The sequence below is a fragment of the Shewanella denitrificans OS217 genome, assembly GCF_000013765.1.
Lineage (GTDB): Bacteria > Pseudomonadota > Gammaproteobacteria > Enterobacterales > Shewanellaceae > Shewanella > Shewanella denitrificans.
In genome coordinates this window covers 3,770,546-3,784,919 of sequence record NC_007954.1, presented here as the reverse complement: position 1 = coordinate 3,784,919, position 14,374 = coordinate 3,770,546, and the positions used below count along the sequence as shown (strand labels likewise).

Sequence of the window (14,374 nt, the reverse complement as noted above, 5' to 3'; positions counted from 1 at the left end):
TTTTATTCCTAAAACAGGCTATGATCGCGGCCATTAAACTCATCGCTGCGTATTGTCACTCTAGCTTGCATGAGTTGTTATTATCCGTTCCCAATTATATTAGGCATCAGAATGGCTATCAGAATCAAACTTAAACCTGGCCGAGAGCGTTCACTAGAGCGCCGTCACCCTTGGGTGTTTTCTAACGGCATACATAACGTCAATGGCGGCAAACCCCAAGCGGGTGACACTGTTGATGTGGTCGCTCATGATGGCCGCTGGTTAGGCCGGGGTGCTTGGTCGCCTGAATCACAAATTCAAGTACGTATTTGGACCTTCGATAAAGAAGAGGCCATAGACGCCGATTTCTTTGCTCGCCGTATTCAAAGAGCTCAGGCAGGACGCGAAGATCTTATTCGTGAACAGGGGTTAACTGGTTACCGTTTGATTGCTGCAGAATCTGATGGGCTGCCAGGGATCACTATCGATCGCTATGCCGATGTGCTGGTATGCCAGCTGCTTAATACGGGCGCGGAAAAGTGGCGCGATACTCTCGTTGAGCAATTGGCGTTGCAATTCCCAGGTTGCGCCATCTATGAGCGCTCCGATGTGGATTCAAGAAAGAAGGAAGGTTTAGCGCCCGTGCAAGGATTGCTGCACGGTGAGCTGCCAGCTATGCCAATTATCATAGAAGAGAACGGCATTAAAATAGCGGTTGATGTGGTTAAAGGCCATAAAACAGGATTCTATTTAGATCAACGTGATAACCGCGCTATCGCGGCGCGTTTTGTGAAAGGTAAATCCGTGCTTAATTGCTTCTGTTACACCGGCACCTTTGGTTTGTATGCTGCCAAAGCGGGTGCTGCCAGTATTGAGAATGTCGATGTATCGGCATTAGCACTGCAAACGGCGCGTGACAATATGGCCATCAATGGTCTCGATGATAGCCATGTCAATTATCATGAAGCCGATGTGTTCAAATTATTGCGCCAATACCGTGATGAAGGTAAAACCTTCGATGTGATTGTGCTTGACCCGCCTAAATTTGCCGATAATAAGTCGCAGCTCAATGGCGCTTGTCGTGGCTACAAAGACATCAATATGATTGCCATGCAGTTACTTAATCCTGGCGGTATATTGTTGACCTTTTCTTGCTCTGGCTTGATGGAGTCTGACCTATTCCAAAAAGTGGTTGCCGATGCCGCCCTTGATGCTAAACGTGAAGTGCAGTTTGTTGAGCGCATGCATCAAGCGAGCGATCATCCTATCAGTAGTGCCTTCCCTGAGGGCTATTACCTTAAGGGACTGGTTGCCAGAGTCTGGTAGGCTAAGCCATATACGTTTAGAAAAAAATGCAGCCAAGTTGGCTGCATTTTTATTGGCTTTATATAAGGTTAGTTAGATTTTAAGTTTGTCTTTGTTGGCATTTAAGTGAATCCTGCCCAATAATTGGGTACAAATAGCAATTTAACTCACTAATGCAATAAGTATTAAGTATTTTCTTCAAGCCAAGAAGGTGAATGTATGCGATTTATTCTGTGTCTATTGTTAATGGTATCCAGTCTCACTTATGCAGCTCAGGGGCCGTCAAAGCTCAAAATTGTGCAACTCTCCGATATTGTCTACCAGCATACCTCACTATCAGATGGTGACGCTTATGGCGTTATGGCTGCAAACGGCTTAATTGTTATCGTGGGCAAGCAAGCCTATTTGATTGACACCCCATGGACGGAAGCGGATACCAACACATTAATTCAATGGGTTACCGTTAAAGGCTTAACCATAGGTGGGGTCATAGTCACCCATTTTCATCAAGACTCCAGTGGCGGGCTTGCAGTATTAAATAAACTAAAAATAAATACCTATGCGACGACACTGACAAATCAATTGTTAAAAGCCAATAACCGTGAACCGGCAAGCAATGAAATCACTTCTGAGACCTTTGATCTAGTCCCAGGAGTGATCCAAGCTTATTACCCAGGTGCGGGTCATACCCAAGATAATCTTGTTGTCTGGTTAGCGAAATCTAATTTACTCTTTGGCGGTTGTTTAGTGCAGAGTTTTAACAATAGAAAACTGCTCAACATCGAAGATGCTTCAATTAAAGATTGGCCGAAATCATTGCAAAATGTCATGGTTAAATACCCAAACATAGATATGGTTATCCCAGGGCATGGCCAAATAGGGGACGTGAGTTTGTTAGAGCTAACCCAACAGCTTGCCAGAAAAGCCTTGTGATCTTAGGGGTTTAGTTCATGAATGTTAATTCAGTTCTTCAGGGTGAAGTACGTTGAATTTGTCACACAGGAAATGTGTTTTTGAACTATACCAAAAAGTGAACCGCTGGTGGGTGATAGTTCTATAACAGTCGTGTAATTTATGTGTAACATGATGATTTATCTTGTTTTTTGTTTTTGTATCTAGTTATATATAACTTTGATATATGAAAGGTCGACAAGATGAGAACAGTACCACATGGACGAGTGGCTCTTAATAAGTACACCTTGAAACTGCTAAGAAAAAAAATGGGCTGAGTCAGGAAAAATTAGTTGATGAATGCAGGGCTCGTAGGTTGTCGATATCTATTGGTTCAATTAAAAGGGCGGAAGCTGGGAAAAACATTTTATACCGAACCCTAGTCCAATTAAGTGAGTTTTTTCATATTTCTATTGAAGATTTGATAGGTGATATCCCGGTATCATTGTGGGATTATGTGAGAGAACGGCCGACACAGTTAATACCTTGTATTGGGAGAGATTGGGAGTTATCCCTGCTGCAAAAACTTCAACTGTCATCAAAAACGGGTCTGAAAACGGCGTGTGTCTATGGCATGCAAGGTTTAGGTAAAACATCCTTAGTACGCCATTTCTTGTCTAGATTAGATCAAACTAATTGGCGCGCTTTATATTTATGTAGTCTTGACCAAGGCACATTTCTTCGCAGGTTTATTTGTACACTGTTAGATATTTCTGAAATATTTGATGATGAACAGTTGCGCTTTAGAATTAAGATGATTTCGACTTCCCCCTTAGTTTATTTTTATTTACTTCGTTTATCTGGATTGGTTCTCCATAAATCTGAGTTACAAGCCATAAATAATTTGAGCGAAAATCGATTACATGAAGTCGAAGTACTTTCTGTGATGGGGTTAATTCAAAACTTTAAACAACGAAAAGTATCGGTATTAGCCATTGATAGTTTACACATTTTAAATGAGGGGCAGCTCAGAGTTATTAAAATATTTACTCAAAACATGATAACGCAACCCATATTGATTATTTTTTCTCTTACCGATGTTCATCGGCTCTTGTATCTACCTGATTGGCTTCAAAGTTCAAACCAAATACAACTTAAACCTTTACAGGCTATTGCTATGAATGCTTTGGTCAATAATGAGGTGGAAATGAATCCGTGTCAGCCCATGAAGCTTGCGGCGTATAAAAAAATAGTCGTTCAGCGGGCAAGAGGTAACCCCTTAATACTAAAGGCACTGATTAAGTCTAAACGACCGGATCAAGATTTTCCAGAAGAGATGGTTAACAGTGTTCAAGGGATGTTAACACAGCTTACAGGCATTGAATGCCGACTTTTACAGTTTTTAGCCGCTTGTGGTCCTTGCGTTAGTATCGACACCCTTGAGTTATTCAATTCCCAATTATCGGAGCCCTGCATATGTTTATTGCACAGATTGGTTCGGATCGGATTTCTTTATCCACGCTCTGAGTGCTACATTTTTCGTCACATATTAATTTGGGAGATTGTAAAAGCACAAATGAATGACAGTGACACTGCTTCTGTTTATTCAGAACAACATAATCGATTGAATGCATAGCAAGTGATCCGAATGTGATCCTTTTTCGAGATCTCTTATTCGTTAATTTGTTCCACAGAGGCGATGCGGTTGGTTTGTTTAGCCACTCAATGCAGTAATTTCGCATTACCTCACATGGAATTGACGACATAGAGGGGAAAAAGATGAACGATATAAAACTGAAAGCGGCCATAAATAATCAGCAGCTAACATCATGGATAGGGGAGAGTGCATTTATACTGATAACGAAACAGAGATTAGGTGCCATGGCGAAAAGCGAGCTTCCTGTACTCATCATAGGAGAGAGAGGTACGGGGAAGGAAATTGCTGCACGCATGTTACATGATTGCAGTGTTAGAACTGGGGCACCCTTTATCAGCATCAGCTGTAAAAATAGCAACAAGCAACAGCTAATAGCTCAGATAGAAAAGGGCATATCCGCAGCCCAAGGAGGTAGCCTATACATTAAAAATGTTGATGACTTGGTTGAAGAGGCTACTGGATCCTTAAAAAGCTTTTGGCTTCGCAATGATGTTTCAAAGCCAGATGTTCGCCTCATCGTCAGCAGTTCGACTGCGCCTATGATCGAGGTTGAACTTATAGAAAATGAAGCTGGATTAATAAAAGAACATTTCCTACATTGGTTGCATTACCACTGCCTGAATATTGAACTACCTACACTCTCTAATCGGGAACAAGACATTGAAGCGCTCGTACAAGCGTATCAATTGAGTGATCACAATATAGGAAAACTCTCATTTCAAGCTTGTGCTTGGGATACATTGAAGCATTATTCTTGGCCTGAAAACGTTAAGCAATTGAAAAGGTGTCTTGATAAATTAGCGGTGCAGGCTGAATCATCGATTATCAATCGACAAATATTACTCAATAGTTTTCCATTAATGAGGCAAACACAAGCGTTAAGCGAGCTGTGTATAGACCCAATAAAACGGCAGATATTTACTAAACCTTACTTGAAAATTGATAATCAAGCTGTCGGATTTTCTGCCCCTGTGTTGACTGTTAACCATCAACAAGATCAGGTGGGGTCAACTGAAAGCGATAATATAGTCCACCATGCTAAGAATCATCCTGGGTTGAATAAAGCCATTACTTATTTGTATAAAAACTTCAAAGCTCATCTCACCATGGAGGAGTTGGCAAAGCATGCATGCATTAGCCCTTCTCATTTATCTTATCTGTTTAAGCATTATTTAGGGATGTCATTTAAACAGGTCTTACTACGGCTAAGAATTGTAAAAGCGATGGAAATATTCTCCCAAACCCCCCATAGGCAGGTAACACAAGTCTGTGATGATGTCGGTTTTTCGGATTTGAGTTTTTTTGTGCGTAAATTCAAAACCACGGTTGGCGTTAGCCCTGGTGTTTACCGAGATCAATTTAGTCAATCAGAATCTAGCCCAGAACTGTTGGCGTTGGTTAATGACTTAGCACATCCATTACTGCAGTTATATATTCAACATTAGCTTATAAAAAATGATTTATACCAACGAGGGCCTAGCAGTTGCCAATCAACAACGTTTTACTACCAATTAAATTTATTTTTTATTAATTATGATATCTACATTGTTTGAGATTACTGAGAGAGATTATTTCAAATAACGCAGTAGTAACAAAATCCGATGAATTAAACGACTAAACACTATGAGGCAATAACTATGGCATTTCCAACAGCGGTCAATGACCAGATCACCGACTCGGTCACTCAAGCTAACGTTAAAGTATTGGGCGATGCGCCTGCTATGTCGATGGGCAATTTATTCCAAGCCACATCACAAGCACTGAGTAATGCAGCACATAATGCAACCCTAGCACAGCAGCAATCTGCAATTACCGCTCAGGCTGCGACAACCATGGGTGTGACAACCTTGTATTCAATCGATACGGCGAGCACTGCAATGGGAACTAAATCGATTTTGACGCCATCCCCTACAAAAGTAAAAGGTCTAGGTTAAATCACACTTAGCAATATTCACGATTAATACCCACTCATAAAAGGATAGAAAAATATGGCATTTCCAACAGCAGTAAACGATCAAATTACCGACTCAGTCACTCAAGCCAATGTCAAAGTACTGGGCGATGCACCCGCGATGTCGATGGGGAATTTATTTCAAGCGACTTCGCAAGCGCTAGCCAATGCGGCGCACAATGCAACCATGGCTCAGCAGCAATCAGCAATTACCGCTCAGGCCGCAACGACCATGGGAGTGACCACCTTGTACTCCATTGATACCGCATCAACCGCAGTGGGAACGACAGATATTTTAAATAGCCTAAAAGGCTAATGGAAAATATAAGGAGGCATATTTATGGCATTTCCGACAGCAGTCAATAGTCAAATTACTGATTCAGTTACTCAAGTCAATGTAGAAGTGTTAGGAATGGCGCCCGCTATTGCCATGGGGAATTTGTTTCAAGCGACGTCACAAGCACTCGCCAATGCGGCCCACAATGCAACGTCGGCGCAACAACAAGCAAATATTACAGCGCAAGCTGTGACAACGGCAGGAGTAAGCTTACTTTACTCGGTCGATACCGCGTCCACGGCTGTTGCGACGAGTAAGATATATGCTTAATAGGTTTGATTAAACCTTGAAAGCATAGATGTTACAGCGCGACAGACGGACACACTTGCGGTCATTAAGATCGCTCCAATAACTAGTTGAAAGGAATAAACTATGGCATTTCCAACAGCAGTAAACAGTCAAATTACTGATTCAGTATCTCAAGTTAATACTAAGGTGCTCGGTGATGCGCCAGCAGTGGCTACGGGTAACTTTATGCTCGCGACCAGTCAGGCGCTATCGAATGCGGCTCACAATGCAACAACAGGCCAGCAAAACAATGGTATTACTGCACAGGCGGCGCTTGTGCAGGGTGTTAATACTATGTTTTCCATTGATGTTGCAGCGGACGCCGTCGGTACAGCAAGAATTTATCGATAGATAAATTGCTTTGGCGATATTGGCTGAGAAAGCGTGTCAATATCGCCAATTTCTTAAAAGCGTCACGGTAAAATGGTGAGTAAAAGGAGTCGTAATGGCAACTCAGGTTAACCCAGGATATGAGCAGAGCACAGCTGCTGCCGCATCATTCTCAATGGCGGTAACCGATGTTGTAATGGCCAATACGATAGGTTTATTAATGGAAAATGCCGTTAATAATGAGTCACATTCACAGTCTATTCAAAATGCATGTGTAAACCAGTGTTGTGTAATGATGCTGAGTGCAACAGCCGCAGGCATAGTGAATGGATTGAAGCAAAGCTAAGGAAAAAATATGAGCTCAGTGAACGATCAAGTGACCGATTCGGTCAGTCAGATCCAAATGCTACTCACAGGCGGCGCACCTGCACAGTCGATGGGAATGCTGGATGTCGCCGGAACAGAAACCATTGGCATGTCTATGTTCAATGCCATCACGGCGCAACAAAATTCGCAAACCTCGGCAGGTGCAGCGCTGAACGCCAGTTGTGCAAAAATGTTACGTACGCAAACCGTGCTACATCCAGGTTCTAAGTCAAAACAAGCACTGGAGTTCGAATTACAAAAACTTCAACTTGCTGAAGATAAAATCAAGAATGAATTAACCTTTAAGACACTTGTTGAGCTGAGAAAGTCCAATAAATTGATCACTCAGACCTCTCTTTTAGAAGCATTTAATACAGCGTTAGCTGAAATGAAAACAACCATAGCTGAGAGTGACAAACCACTATTGGACACGGTTTCAAAATCGTTACAAGGCCAACTTAATAAGATTGTATAACGCCCTTTGCAATAGCTTGGCAATGAAAAAGCTAATGCTCAATGGGATGACATTAACAACTAAGAAGGGGGACGCACAATGGGCAGTGAACAAGATGTGAATACTCAGATCGTAGCAACGGTAAATAAAGTGCAAGAGGCGACACTGAGTGGCAATGTAATTAAGGCGTCTGGAACAGGTAAAGCATTCCAGTCAATCTCGCAATCCTCAGCCATTGCTGTACAGGATGCGACGGATAACTTAAGAAATATTAATACTATGGCAACGACTGCCATGGGGGTTGCCTTGTCGCAAATGTTGGCAACGGGTCTGACAGAGCCATATGCAGAAATTCTAAAAGAAGTGAACACGCTAGTAATACAAAGTACCACCAACTTTACCAGTGTCGGTTCTGGAGCGAGCAAGGTGCTTGAAGATTTTTCTAAAGGTTTGTAAGCGGGCTCACAGATAAGTGATTAGGAGATAACAGGAGCAAGATATGACGATTCACATAGAGCAAAGCGACATGCAATCTGTCGAGCAATTAACAGGTAAAAACCAGCTGTTACTGACTATGATCCCGAATGCAACCTCTTGGGTTAAAGCGAATTTAGCTAATAAAAGTAATATATTATCCTTTTCATCTGAAGACGAGTTGGTTGAGCAATTAGGTATTGGCTTATCGGGTACCTCGATCATAGCGCTGCAAGGTTCGAATTTGACCGTAGAGATAAAAAAGCTCATGGAAATGAACATTGAGGATATCTTGATGCTGTTAGCCGATGAAACGTCAGCTCAGACATCGGCGGCGACTCTTGCTGAAATTGCCATGCGTTATCATTTGATCACCAATGATGAGCTCGGCTTAGTGGGGCAATTTTTGCAGGATAACGCAATAACTGTCCCTGTGGGCTGGTGGACCGGTCTTCAGGATACGATTGAGTGCTACCAATCACTGATTTATGCTGAAAAGACACTTAAGCAAAAATCTCATGTAAGGGTTGATGCAATTAACTGGGGGCTAACGCGAGCGCAGACATTGGCCGAACTCGCACGGTACTACTGTTTATACCTTCACTTACATAAACATACCCAAGGAGACTTGGTCCAAATCAATGCCCTTACAAAGCAATTAGTCAATGTCGTTTTAAGCAATCTAGACTGTCCTTTGGTGGCTTATGAGCTCGATCCGGCGAATTTACAACAAGCCATAGTCCAGTGGTTTAAGTCGGGCAGTAACCTTGGTTTTAGCTGTTTAACATCTGGGTTGCTCTGTGTCGCTAGGAATATCAATTTGACTAATGCTGATCGCATTAACGAAGAGGTGACAACGTATCTTAAACAGTTGCAACAGCTGCTCAGTGAGCAACTGAGCACAGATAACTATGTCAACCAAGCAGGAGCTTGTCGTCATTATACTTATTCGCTTCCAATGCGAACCATAATGCTGAATGTCAACCATATCGGTTGTCTAAGCCTACACAGTGACGTTCCCAGCGCCTAGCTCGTTGGGATAGAAAAGGAATAGGTTATGGATCCAATCGATTCAAATGAACAATCGACGGTGCATTTGGCTAATTACATTGGCCAACAAGGAAAAGACTCGCAGGCCAAAGTGGGATCCCAGCTAGTTTATGATCGCAAACAGGCGATGAAAAACTTGGCTGAGATGACAATGCCTGTGGACACTCACGCTATGATGGTGAATGTTGATGACGTGATAGCGGGCGCCATGCAAACCATTAACGATTCTCTTAAGCTTTCATCTCAGCATATTGATCTTGCTAGACAGCGACTAATGCAAGCACATCCTGCGCTAAAGCAAGCTTACGATCCTGAGGTGCCCTCTCCACTTAGCGCAACATCAGAAACGCAGGACACCTCCTCCACTTCAACCGCTATGGATGAATTTAATCAGCATCTCTTGAATGAATTGGATAAAGACACTAAGGATTACCAAAAGCAGGTGTTAGCGACCCATGACACTCAGCAACAGCAAGCCATGGCAAAGCAAGAGGAGATAAATAGCGTCGCGGAAAATATGCAGCAGGAACTCCTAGCGCAACAGCAGGCCTATCAACAACATATTATGGCTCAAGTTTCTCATTCATCGGTACCCGTGGTCGCCCCAAAAGCAGATCAAGAACAAAGTCAGCATGGGCAGATGACGACTCCGCAGGCTGAAGAGCAGACTGAAACGCCATCCAGTGAATCAGCACAGGCCGCCAGCTCTTCATTAAAGCCTGCAGATGAGGAAAAGTAGCAATGATACAACTTGCGTTTACCAAAACAGAGATTAGTGCTGACACCGCGGTAAAACAGGGCGCCGCACTTAGGCAGATGAATGAATTGCTTGAGCGCCTAAGCACAGCCCCTAAGTATCATACCCTGACAAAAAAAGACCGCGCACAGCTGAGTCGAGAAGGCTATGCAGCAGATCTTGTCGATAACTTGGTACTCATCACTCAGCGCAAAGAAGAATCTACAGTCACTGACAATGATAACTTAGTGGTGGGATTTACCTATGCCGCTTTCGACCCTGCGCTGTACGCCAATGAGACGCTTAAAAATCATTTTAAACAGATGAGTCAAGGCTGTTGCTGTTTCTGTGAAAGCTTTCTAATGCCAACCGCCAGTGGTCACATTAGTCATTATCGCCCTGTGCAACAGCTCGATTTAGAAGGCGTTGAACACACCAAGCCAAATTCAGAATGCTCTCCTTATTTCTCAGAGGCTTATCAGCAGGAAAACTTAGTGTATGTCTGTTCAGGCTGTGATGTGACTCATAAAGCGGGCAGATTCCCAATCGCAGGCGAGCGCTTCCCACATGTGGCACTCAGTACAGAAAACGCCTTGTTGGTGAATCCATATCAGGAAAACCCCAGAGACTTCATTCGATTTAACCTTTGCAATGGTCATGCTTACCCCTTTGATCAAGCCTGTGCATTTTACGCTGATACTCAAAAACTGACTGAGCAAGACGTCGAAGCATTGCTATGGAAAACCCCCAGTGCAATTCCCAACCAAGTGGATGAGGCCGGTGCGTTACTGACAGATAGCGGCGTAGAGCAGGCCTTTACCTTTTGGCTAAAAAGTGAGGCAAGTCAACGACAGTCTTCACGGGGAGCGGTAACGATAGTCACGCTGGGATTAAACCGCAGCGACTTGGTACTGGCCCGATTAATGACGCTAAAACAGTACCATAATGATTTTATCACGCACAAAGCGGCATTAGCACAGCCATTAATGCCAGAAGACATAGCCACAATCGCGTATCGAAGTCTAGCGCTTGATGCGTTTGCAACCTGGCAGAGCATAGCTAATGGCACAGGGAGTAACCTAGCTAATAACGAAGGTACTAACAAAGGTACTAACAAAGGTACTAACATAGGTACTAACATAGGTGCTAGCGAAGATACTAACGTAGCTAATAGTTTGCCATTGATGGCGAATACGGTTCTTAAATTAAGGGAACAAGCCAACAATACTGTTGAAAATCCAGAATTGGACATTCTATTACCCAGTTGGTTTCGTTGTTGTTTAAGTTACCTTGTCCTTGAGTCGGAGCTGCAACAAACCGGTAAACGGCGTTTGGTATTCCTTTGTAATCAAGACCGTCTCTATGGTGAAACCGACACTGAAAAATGTATTTTCCTGTCCATTAAGTGGCAGCGGGATTTGCACAAGGTGATCAAAGTGCGTTCGAAACGCAACATTTGGGAGGCATCCTTCAGTGAATTAGCGAATTCACGCCCCCATGAACTGATTAATCTGTTTGCCAATAACGATGTATGGGTTGAGGGTAACTTTCAACCTTTAGCCTAAACCAACTCACTTTAGGCCGCATATCGTGACCTAGAAAGAGGACTCGCCATCTCTGGCGTTAACATTGAAACTTCCATTAAGGAGCACCATCATGAGTCAGGAAAACCAACAAGCTAGCGCACAACAACGCGTCGTTAATCAAGAGCAAGCCGCCACTAGGGCTGTAGAGTACACAGATGAATCTGTGGCTCAGCAGATTTTTGGCACCAGCAATGTCGCTCAAGCCGTATATGAGGCTGAGCAAGAAGCGTTACGAGCCGTGGTGGCAACGGACCAATAATAAGGTTATTTGTCGCCCCTTCATGTTATTTATGACTCGCTTAATTGCTGACCATAGGTGAAGGGGCGTATTGTTTGCTCACTTTACTTCCCTTTATCGACCTCCGCCAATGTTCCTTCATTTGGTGTATTTGCTCACCCCCCCCAATGCCAATCCAATTCCCAAAATCAAGAAATCCTAAAAATTCCAAAAATCATGAGATCAAAAAAATAAAAAGTTCAAAAAATAACCTCTACAAGCCAACTTTTACCAATAGGACGGTAATTTATACCAAGTCAGAACAGGGGGGCGGGCATACAGTTAACTTACTAGAAGCGAAAAGTAGAAACTAAAAGTAGAAAGCAAAAGCAAAAGCAAAAGCAGAAGCAGAAGCAAAAGCAGAAGCTAAAAGGCAGCGCAAATGAAAACTCAACAGGATTTGAAGCGGGCAAGCCTACATAGGCTAAGCACGGAACATAACCGGACAGCCCTCCAAGGGGGCAAAGGTAAGGCACAGCCAGCAAGATGCCAAGCAGGGATAGCTCTGCGGGCCATAAACCGCTTTGCCCTGCCTTGTACTAAACTGATGATCAAGCCCTTGCCCGTTTGCCTGCGCCGGGGGATGGAAAAAATCTCAGGGCTGAATCTGCAACGGGTACGAGTGCACTATAACTCGCGTAAACCCGCCCAAGTGCAGGCCCATGCTTACGCTCAAGGGGAAGATATTTACTTAGCTCCGGGGCAAGAACAGCACCTGCCTCACGAATTGGGTCATGTAGTACAACAAGCGCTGGATATGGTAAAGCCAAATACTATGGTGAATGGTGTCGCGGTCAATGACGACCCCAAGCTTGAGCAACATGCCACCGAGTTAGGGGAGGCAGCCTTGGCGGTTGGTGGGGGTTAATGCGCCAGCATGGCAAAGAGTTGATAATGAGATAGTCGCAATAACATCTAATTTAAAGAGGATTGAGATATGTATGAACAAGTAGTTAAAAGATTTAAATCGACGAATAACTTACTTAACAATAAAAATTATAATTGGAAAAGTAGTCGCCAAAAAACTGTGGTACAAAGAGTGCTTCCTGAACTTGCAAACTTTGTGAAAGTAACTTGGAAAAAGAATAAGCAAAAAATCGCGTTAGATGTACTTGAAATTGCTGTAAATAAATTACTTAAAATTGAGCACGCAACGGGAGAGATATTTAATGTGAATAATTCAAAAAGCCAGTTATTCACCCATAAATTAAATAAAGGTGGTATGGAATATATTATGCCAACAGGACTGCTCATACCTAGCGGAGATAATCTACAGGGAAGTAACGTAGTACGAGCACACATAATGAACATTGATAAAATATCGCTGGAAGAAAACACCTTCGTATTCGCGACTAAGCAAAAACCGTCTAATAAGTTTGACCTAGGGTTGACTGGTGTAAACTGGAAAGAAGGTGAGGCAGTAAAGATGGATTTTTGGTTTATTTTAAATAAAAATTATTTGTACATGTCAGAAAACTTAAATAAAGAATTTGAAGCGTGTTATAAGGTTTATAATGAAAGTTTAATTAAGCCAATGACAAACCTAAAGGCCATTAAAATATAATTAAAAAGGTATTGGAAATGTATATATCAATAGTTCAACTTAAAACCCTTTAAGGGGGCATTTATAAGCACTCGGCTTTGTCGGTGTAATTTAACCAGATAGGAAAATTTATGAGAACAGTAAAAACAACAAGTAATTTCATTATTTCGGAATGTGAATTTAATGACATGTTTCCAAATAGAAATCCAATTTACACTTACAAAGGCTTAGTAACAGCAGCAGCTGCTTTCAGTAGTTCTTTAGTGGGGGTCACCGAAGAAATAACACTTACCAACATGCTGGCTTTTTTGGCCAATGCATCACATGAGACTACTGGTGATGGTTATGCAAGTGGTACTTTTGACAAAGGTTTGTATTTTGTGATTGAAGGTGGAGATGCTACCGCAAAATTATGTGCGATAACCCCTGCACAGACGCCATGGTGCAACGGTTACGGTATTACACCTGATGGTACACAGGCTTATTATGGCCGAGGTGCATTACAATTATCATATCAATCTAATTACCAAGCTGCGAATAACGGCATACCTAATAACCCTGAAGATATTTATAACAATCCAAATGCTGTTGCAGAGAACTCATATCTTGCGTGGGCTACTGCACTTTGGTTCTGGTGTACACCACAAGGCAATAAGCCGGCATGTTCTACAGTGATTAATGGTCAATGGGTTCCAACTGAAAACGATATACTAAAAGGTCGAATTAATACAACCTTTGCGAATCGAATGGGGGTAGTCACCGATATCATCAATGGTGGTATTGAAGCTGGGTCATGGAATGCTAAAACAAAAGAAGTGATACCATTAATACCTGCTGATAGTCAACCCAATAAGCAGGCGATTAATCGCCAACAATATTATCAATACTTTGTAAATAACTTTTTTGCTAAAAAAAATGTAGATGTGATGGCCAAAGAAGAATATGGCATTAATCAAGCTAGTCATATGGCTAACTTTAATTTTTAGAAATAATTAGAGATAGGCTTAATTAGCACTGCGATCGTCTAGGTTTGACACTTTATGGGTTTGAAACCCTAAATCATAGTTATTTGCTTTCAACTGCTTACTTAAAGTCAAAGCTTTCAGCTTCGAACTAACAATGTGTTAGACGAAGGCGATCGGTGTATTAG

18 protein-coding genes are annotated in these 14,374 nt (G+C 42.5%); all 18 read left to right on the top strand.

Features of this window, described 5'->3' with window-relative positions; translation table 11 throughout:
- Window positions 1-111 precede the first annotated feature (111 nt).
- The 18 genes from SDEN_RS16405 to SDEN_RS19920 all read left to right on the top strand — a co-directional run bounded on the left by SDEN_RS16405 (window position 112) and on the right by SDEN_RS19920 (window position 14,210).
- On the top strand, window positions 112-1,305 hold the full coding sequence (locus SDEN_RS16405; protein ID WP_041405863.1) for a class I SAM-dependent rRNA methyltransferase: 1,194 nt from the start codon (window positions 112-114) through the stop codon (window positions 1,303-1,305).
- A 198-nt stretch (window positions 1,306-1,503) separates the two neighbouring features.
- On the top strand, window positions 1,504-2,217 hold the full coding sequence (locus SDEN_RS16400) for a subclass B1 metallo-beta-lactamase SHN-1 (protein ID WP_011497575.1): 714 nt from the start codon (window positions 1,504-1,506) through the stop codon (window positions 2,215-2,217).
- Window positions 2,218-2,551: 334 nt separating this feature from the next.
- Entirely contained in the window at window positions 2,552-3,811 is a 1,260-nt protein-coding gene (locus SDEN_RS16395; RefSeq protein WP_011497574.1) for an AAA family ATPase, read from the top strand.
- A 143-nt stretch (window positions 3,812-3,954) separates the two neighbouring features.
- Window positions 3,955-5,277, top strand: a complete 1,323-nt coding sequence (locus SDEN_RS16390) for a helix-turn-helix domain-containing protein (protein WP_011497573.1) — start codon at window positions 3,955-3,957, stop codon at window positions 5,275-5,277.
- 192 nt (window positions 5,278-5,469) lie between these two features.
- Window positions 5,470-5,766: a RebB family R body protein gene (locus SDEN_RS16385; RefSeq protein WP_011497572.1), complete on the top strand. Its 297-nt coding sequence runs from the start codon at window positions 5,470-5,472 to the stop codon at window positions 5,764-5,766.
- Window positions 5,767-5,820: 54 nt separating this feature from the next.
- Window positions 5,821-6,099 (top strand): RebB family R body protein, encoded by a 279-nt coding sequence (locus SDEN_RS16380; protein ID WP_011497571.1) that lies wholly within the window; start codon window positions 5,821-5,823, stop codon window positions 6,097-6,099.
- A 24-nt stretch (window positions 6,100-6,123) separates the two neighbouring features.
- Window positions 6,124-6,390 (top strand): RebB family R body protein, encoded by a 267-nt coding sequence (locus SDEN_RS16375; protein ID WP_011497570.1) that lies wholly within the window; start codon window positions 6,124-6,126, stop codon window positions 6,388-6,390.
- A 102-nt stretch (window positions 6,391-6,492) separates the two neighbouring features.
- Window positions 6,493-6,759: a RebB family R body protein gene (locus SDEN_RS16370; protein ID WP_011497569.1), complete on the top strand. Its 267-nt coding sequence runs from the start codon at window positions 6,493-6,495 to the stop codon at window positions 6,757-6,759.
- Window positions 6,760-6,853: 94 nt separating this feature from the next.
- Window positions 6,854-7,084: a RebB family R body protein gene (locus tag SDEN_RS16365; RefSeq protein WP_041405861.1), complete on the top strand. Its 231-nt coding sequence runs from the start codon at window positions 6,854-6,856 to the stop codon at window positions 7,082-7,084.
- A gap of 9 nt (window positions 7,085-7,093) precedes the next feature.
- On the top strand, window positions 7,094-7,579 hold the full coding sequence (locus SDEN_RS16360) for a RebB family R body protein (RefSeq protein ID WP_011497568.1): 486 nt from the start codon (window positions 7,094-7,096) through the stop codon (window positions 7,577-7,579).
- Window positions 7,580-7,657: 78 nt separating this feature from the next.
- Window positions 7,658-8,014, top strand: coding sequence for a hypothetical protein (locus tag SDEN_RS16355; protein WP_011497567.1), 357 nt, complete (start codon window positions 7,658-7,660; stop codon window positions 8,012-8,014).
- A gap of 43 nt (window positions 8,015-8,057) precedes the next feature.
- Window positions 8,058-9,062, top strand: coding sequence for a hypothetical protein (locus SDEN_RS16350; protein WP_011497566.1), 1,005 nt, complete (start codon window positions 8,058-8,060; stop codon window positions 9,060-9,062).
- A gap of 27 nt (window positions 9,063-9,089) precedes the next feature.
- Window positions 9,090-9,821, top strand: a complete 732-nt coding sequence (locus SDEN_RS16345; RefSeq protein ID WP_011497565.1) for a hypothetical protein — start codon at window positions 9,090-9,092, stop codon at window positions 9,819-9,821.
- Between the two features lie 2 nt (window positions 9,822-9,823).
- Window positions 9,824-11,383: a hypothetical protein gene (locus tag SDEN_RS16340; RefSeq protein ID WP_011497564.1), complete on the top strand. Its 1,560-nt coding sequence runs from the start codon at window positions 9,824-9,826 to the stop codon at window positions 11,381-11,383.
- A gap of 91 nt (window positions 11,384-11,474) precedes the next feature.
- Window positions 11,475-11,663 (top strand): hypothetical protein, encoded by a 189-nt coding sequence (locus tag SDEN_RS16335; RefSeq protein WP_041405860.1) that lies wholly within the window; start codon window positions 11,475-11,477, stop codon window positions 11,661-11,663.
- Between the two features lie 400 nt (window positions 11,664-12,063).
- Window positions 12,064-12,549 (top strand): eCIS core domain-containing protein, encoded by a 486-nt coding sequence (locus tag SDEN_RS20300; protein ID WP_011497563.1) that lies wholly within the window; start codon window positions 12,064-12,066, stop codon window positions 12,547-12,549.
- 69 nt (window positions 12,550-12,618) lie between these two features.
- Window positions 12,619-13,245 (top strand): hypothetical protein, encoded by a 627-nt coding sequence (locus tag SDEN_RS16325; RefSeq protein WP_011497562.1) that lies wholly within the window; start codon window positions 12,619-12,621, stop codon window positions 13,243-13,245.
- A gap of 110 nt (window positions 13,246-13,355) precedes the next feature.
- Window positions 13,356-14,210, top strand: coding sequence for a chitinase (locus tag SDEN_RS19920; RefSeq protein WP_011497561.1), 855 nt, complete (start codon window positions 13,356-13,358; stop codon window positions 14,208-14,210).
- The last annotated feature ends 164 nt before the right edge of the window (window positions 14,211-14,374 follow it).

Coding starts and splice junctions, on each gene's coding strand:
- SDEN_RS16355 (WP_011497567.1), top strand. CDS start 7,658: ATGGGCAGTGAACAAGATGTGAATACTCAGATCGTAGCAACGGTAAAT.
- SDEN_RS16340 (WP_011497564.1), top strand. CDS start 9,824: ATGATACAACTTGCGTTTACCAAAACAGAGATTAGTGCTGACACCGCG.
- SDEN_RS16325 (WP_011497562.1), top strand. CDS start 12,619: ATGTATGAACAAGTAGTTAAAAGATTTAAATCGACGAATAACTTACTT.
- SDEN_RS16375 (WP_011497570.1), top strand. CDS start 6,124: ATGGCATTTCCGACAGCAGTCAATAGTCAAATTACTGATTCAGTTACT.
- SDEN_RS16390 (WP_011497573.1), top strand. CDS start 3,955: ATGAACGATATAAAACTGAAAGCGGCCATAAATAATCAGCAGCTAACA.
- SDEN_RS19920 (WP_011497561.1), top strand. CDS start 13,356: ATGAGAACAGTAAAAACAACAAGTAATTTCATTATTTCGGAATGTGAA.
- SDEN_RS16380 (WP_011497571.1), top strand. CDS start 5,821: ATGGCATTTCCAACAGCAGTAAACGATCAAATTACCGACTCAGTCACT.
- SDEN_RS16345 (WP_011497565.1), top strand. CDS start 9,090: ATGGATCCAATCGATTCAAATGAACAATCGACGGTGCATTTGGCTAAT.
- SDEN_RS20300 (WP_011497563.1), top strand. CDS start 12,064: ATGAAAACTCAACAGGATTTGAAGCGGGCAAGCCTACATAGGCTAAGC.
- SDEN_RS16400 (WP_011497575.1), top strand. CDS start 1,504: ATGCGATTTATTCTGTGTCTATTGTTAATGGTATCCAGTCTCACTTAT.
- SDEN_RS16365 (WP_041405861.1), top strand. CDS start 6,854: ATGGCAACTCAGGTTAACCCAGGATATGAGCAGAGCACAGCTGCTGCC.
- SDEN_RS16370 (WP_011497569.1), top strand. CDS start 6,493: ATGGCATTTCCAACAGCAGTAAACAGTCAAATTACTGATTCAGTATCT.
- SDEN_RS16350 (WP_011497566.1), top strand. CDS start 8,058: ATGACGATTCACATAGAGCAAAGCGACATGCAATCTGTCGAGCAATTA.
- SDEN_RS16405 (WP_041405863.1), top strand. CDS start 112: ATGGCTATCAGAATCAAACTTAAACCTGGCCGAGAGCGTTCACTAGAG.
- SDEN_RS16385 (WP_011497572.1), top strand. CDS start 5,470: ATGGCATTTCCAACAGCGGTCAATGACCAGATCACCGACTCGGTCACT.
- SDEN_RS16360 (WP_011497568.1), top strand. CDS start 7,094: ATGAGCTCAGTGAACGATCAAGTGACCGATTCGGTCAGTCAGATCCAA.
- SDEN_RS16335 (WP_041405860.1), top strand. CDS start 11,475: ATGAGTCAGGAAAACCAACAAGCTAGCGCACAACAACGCGTCGTTAAT.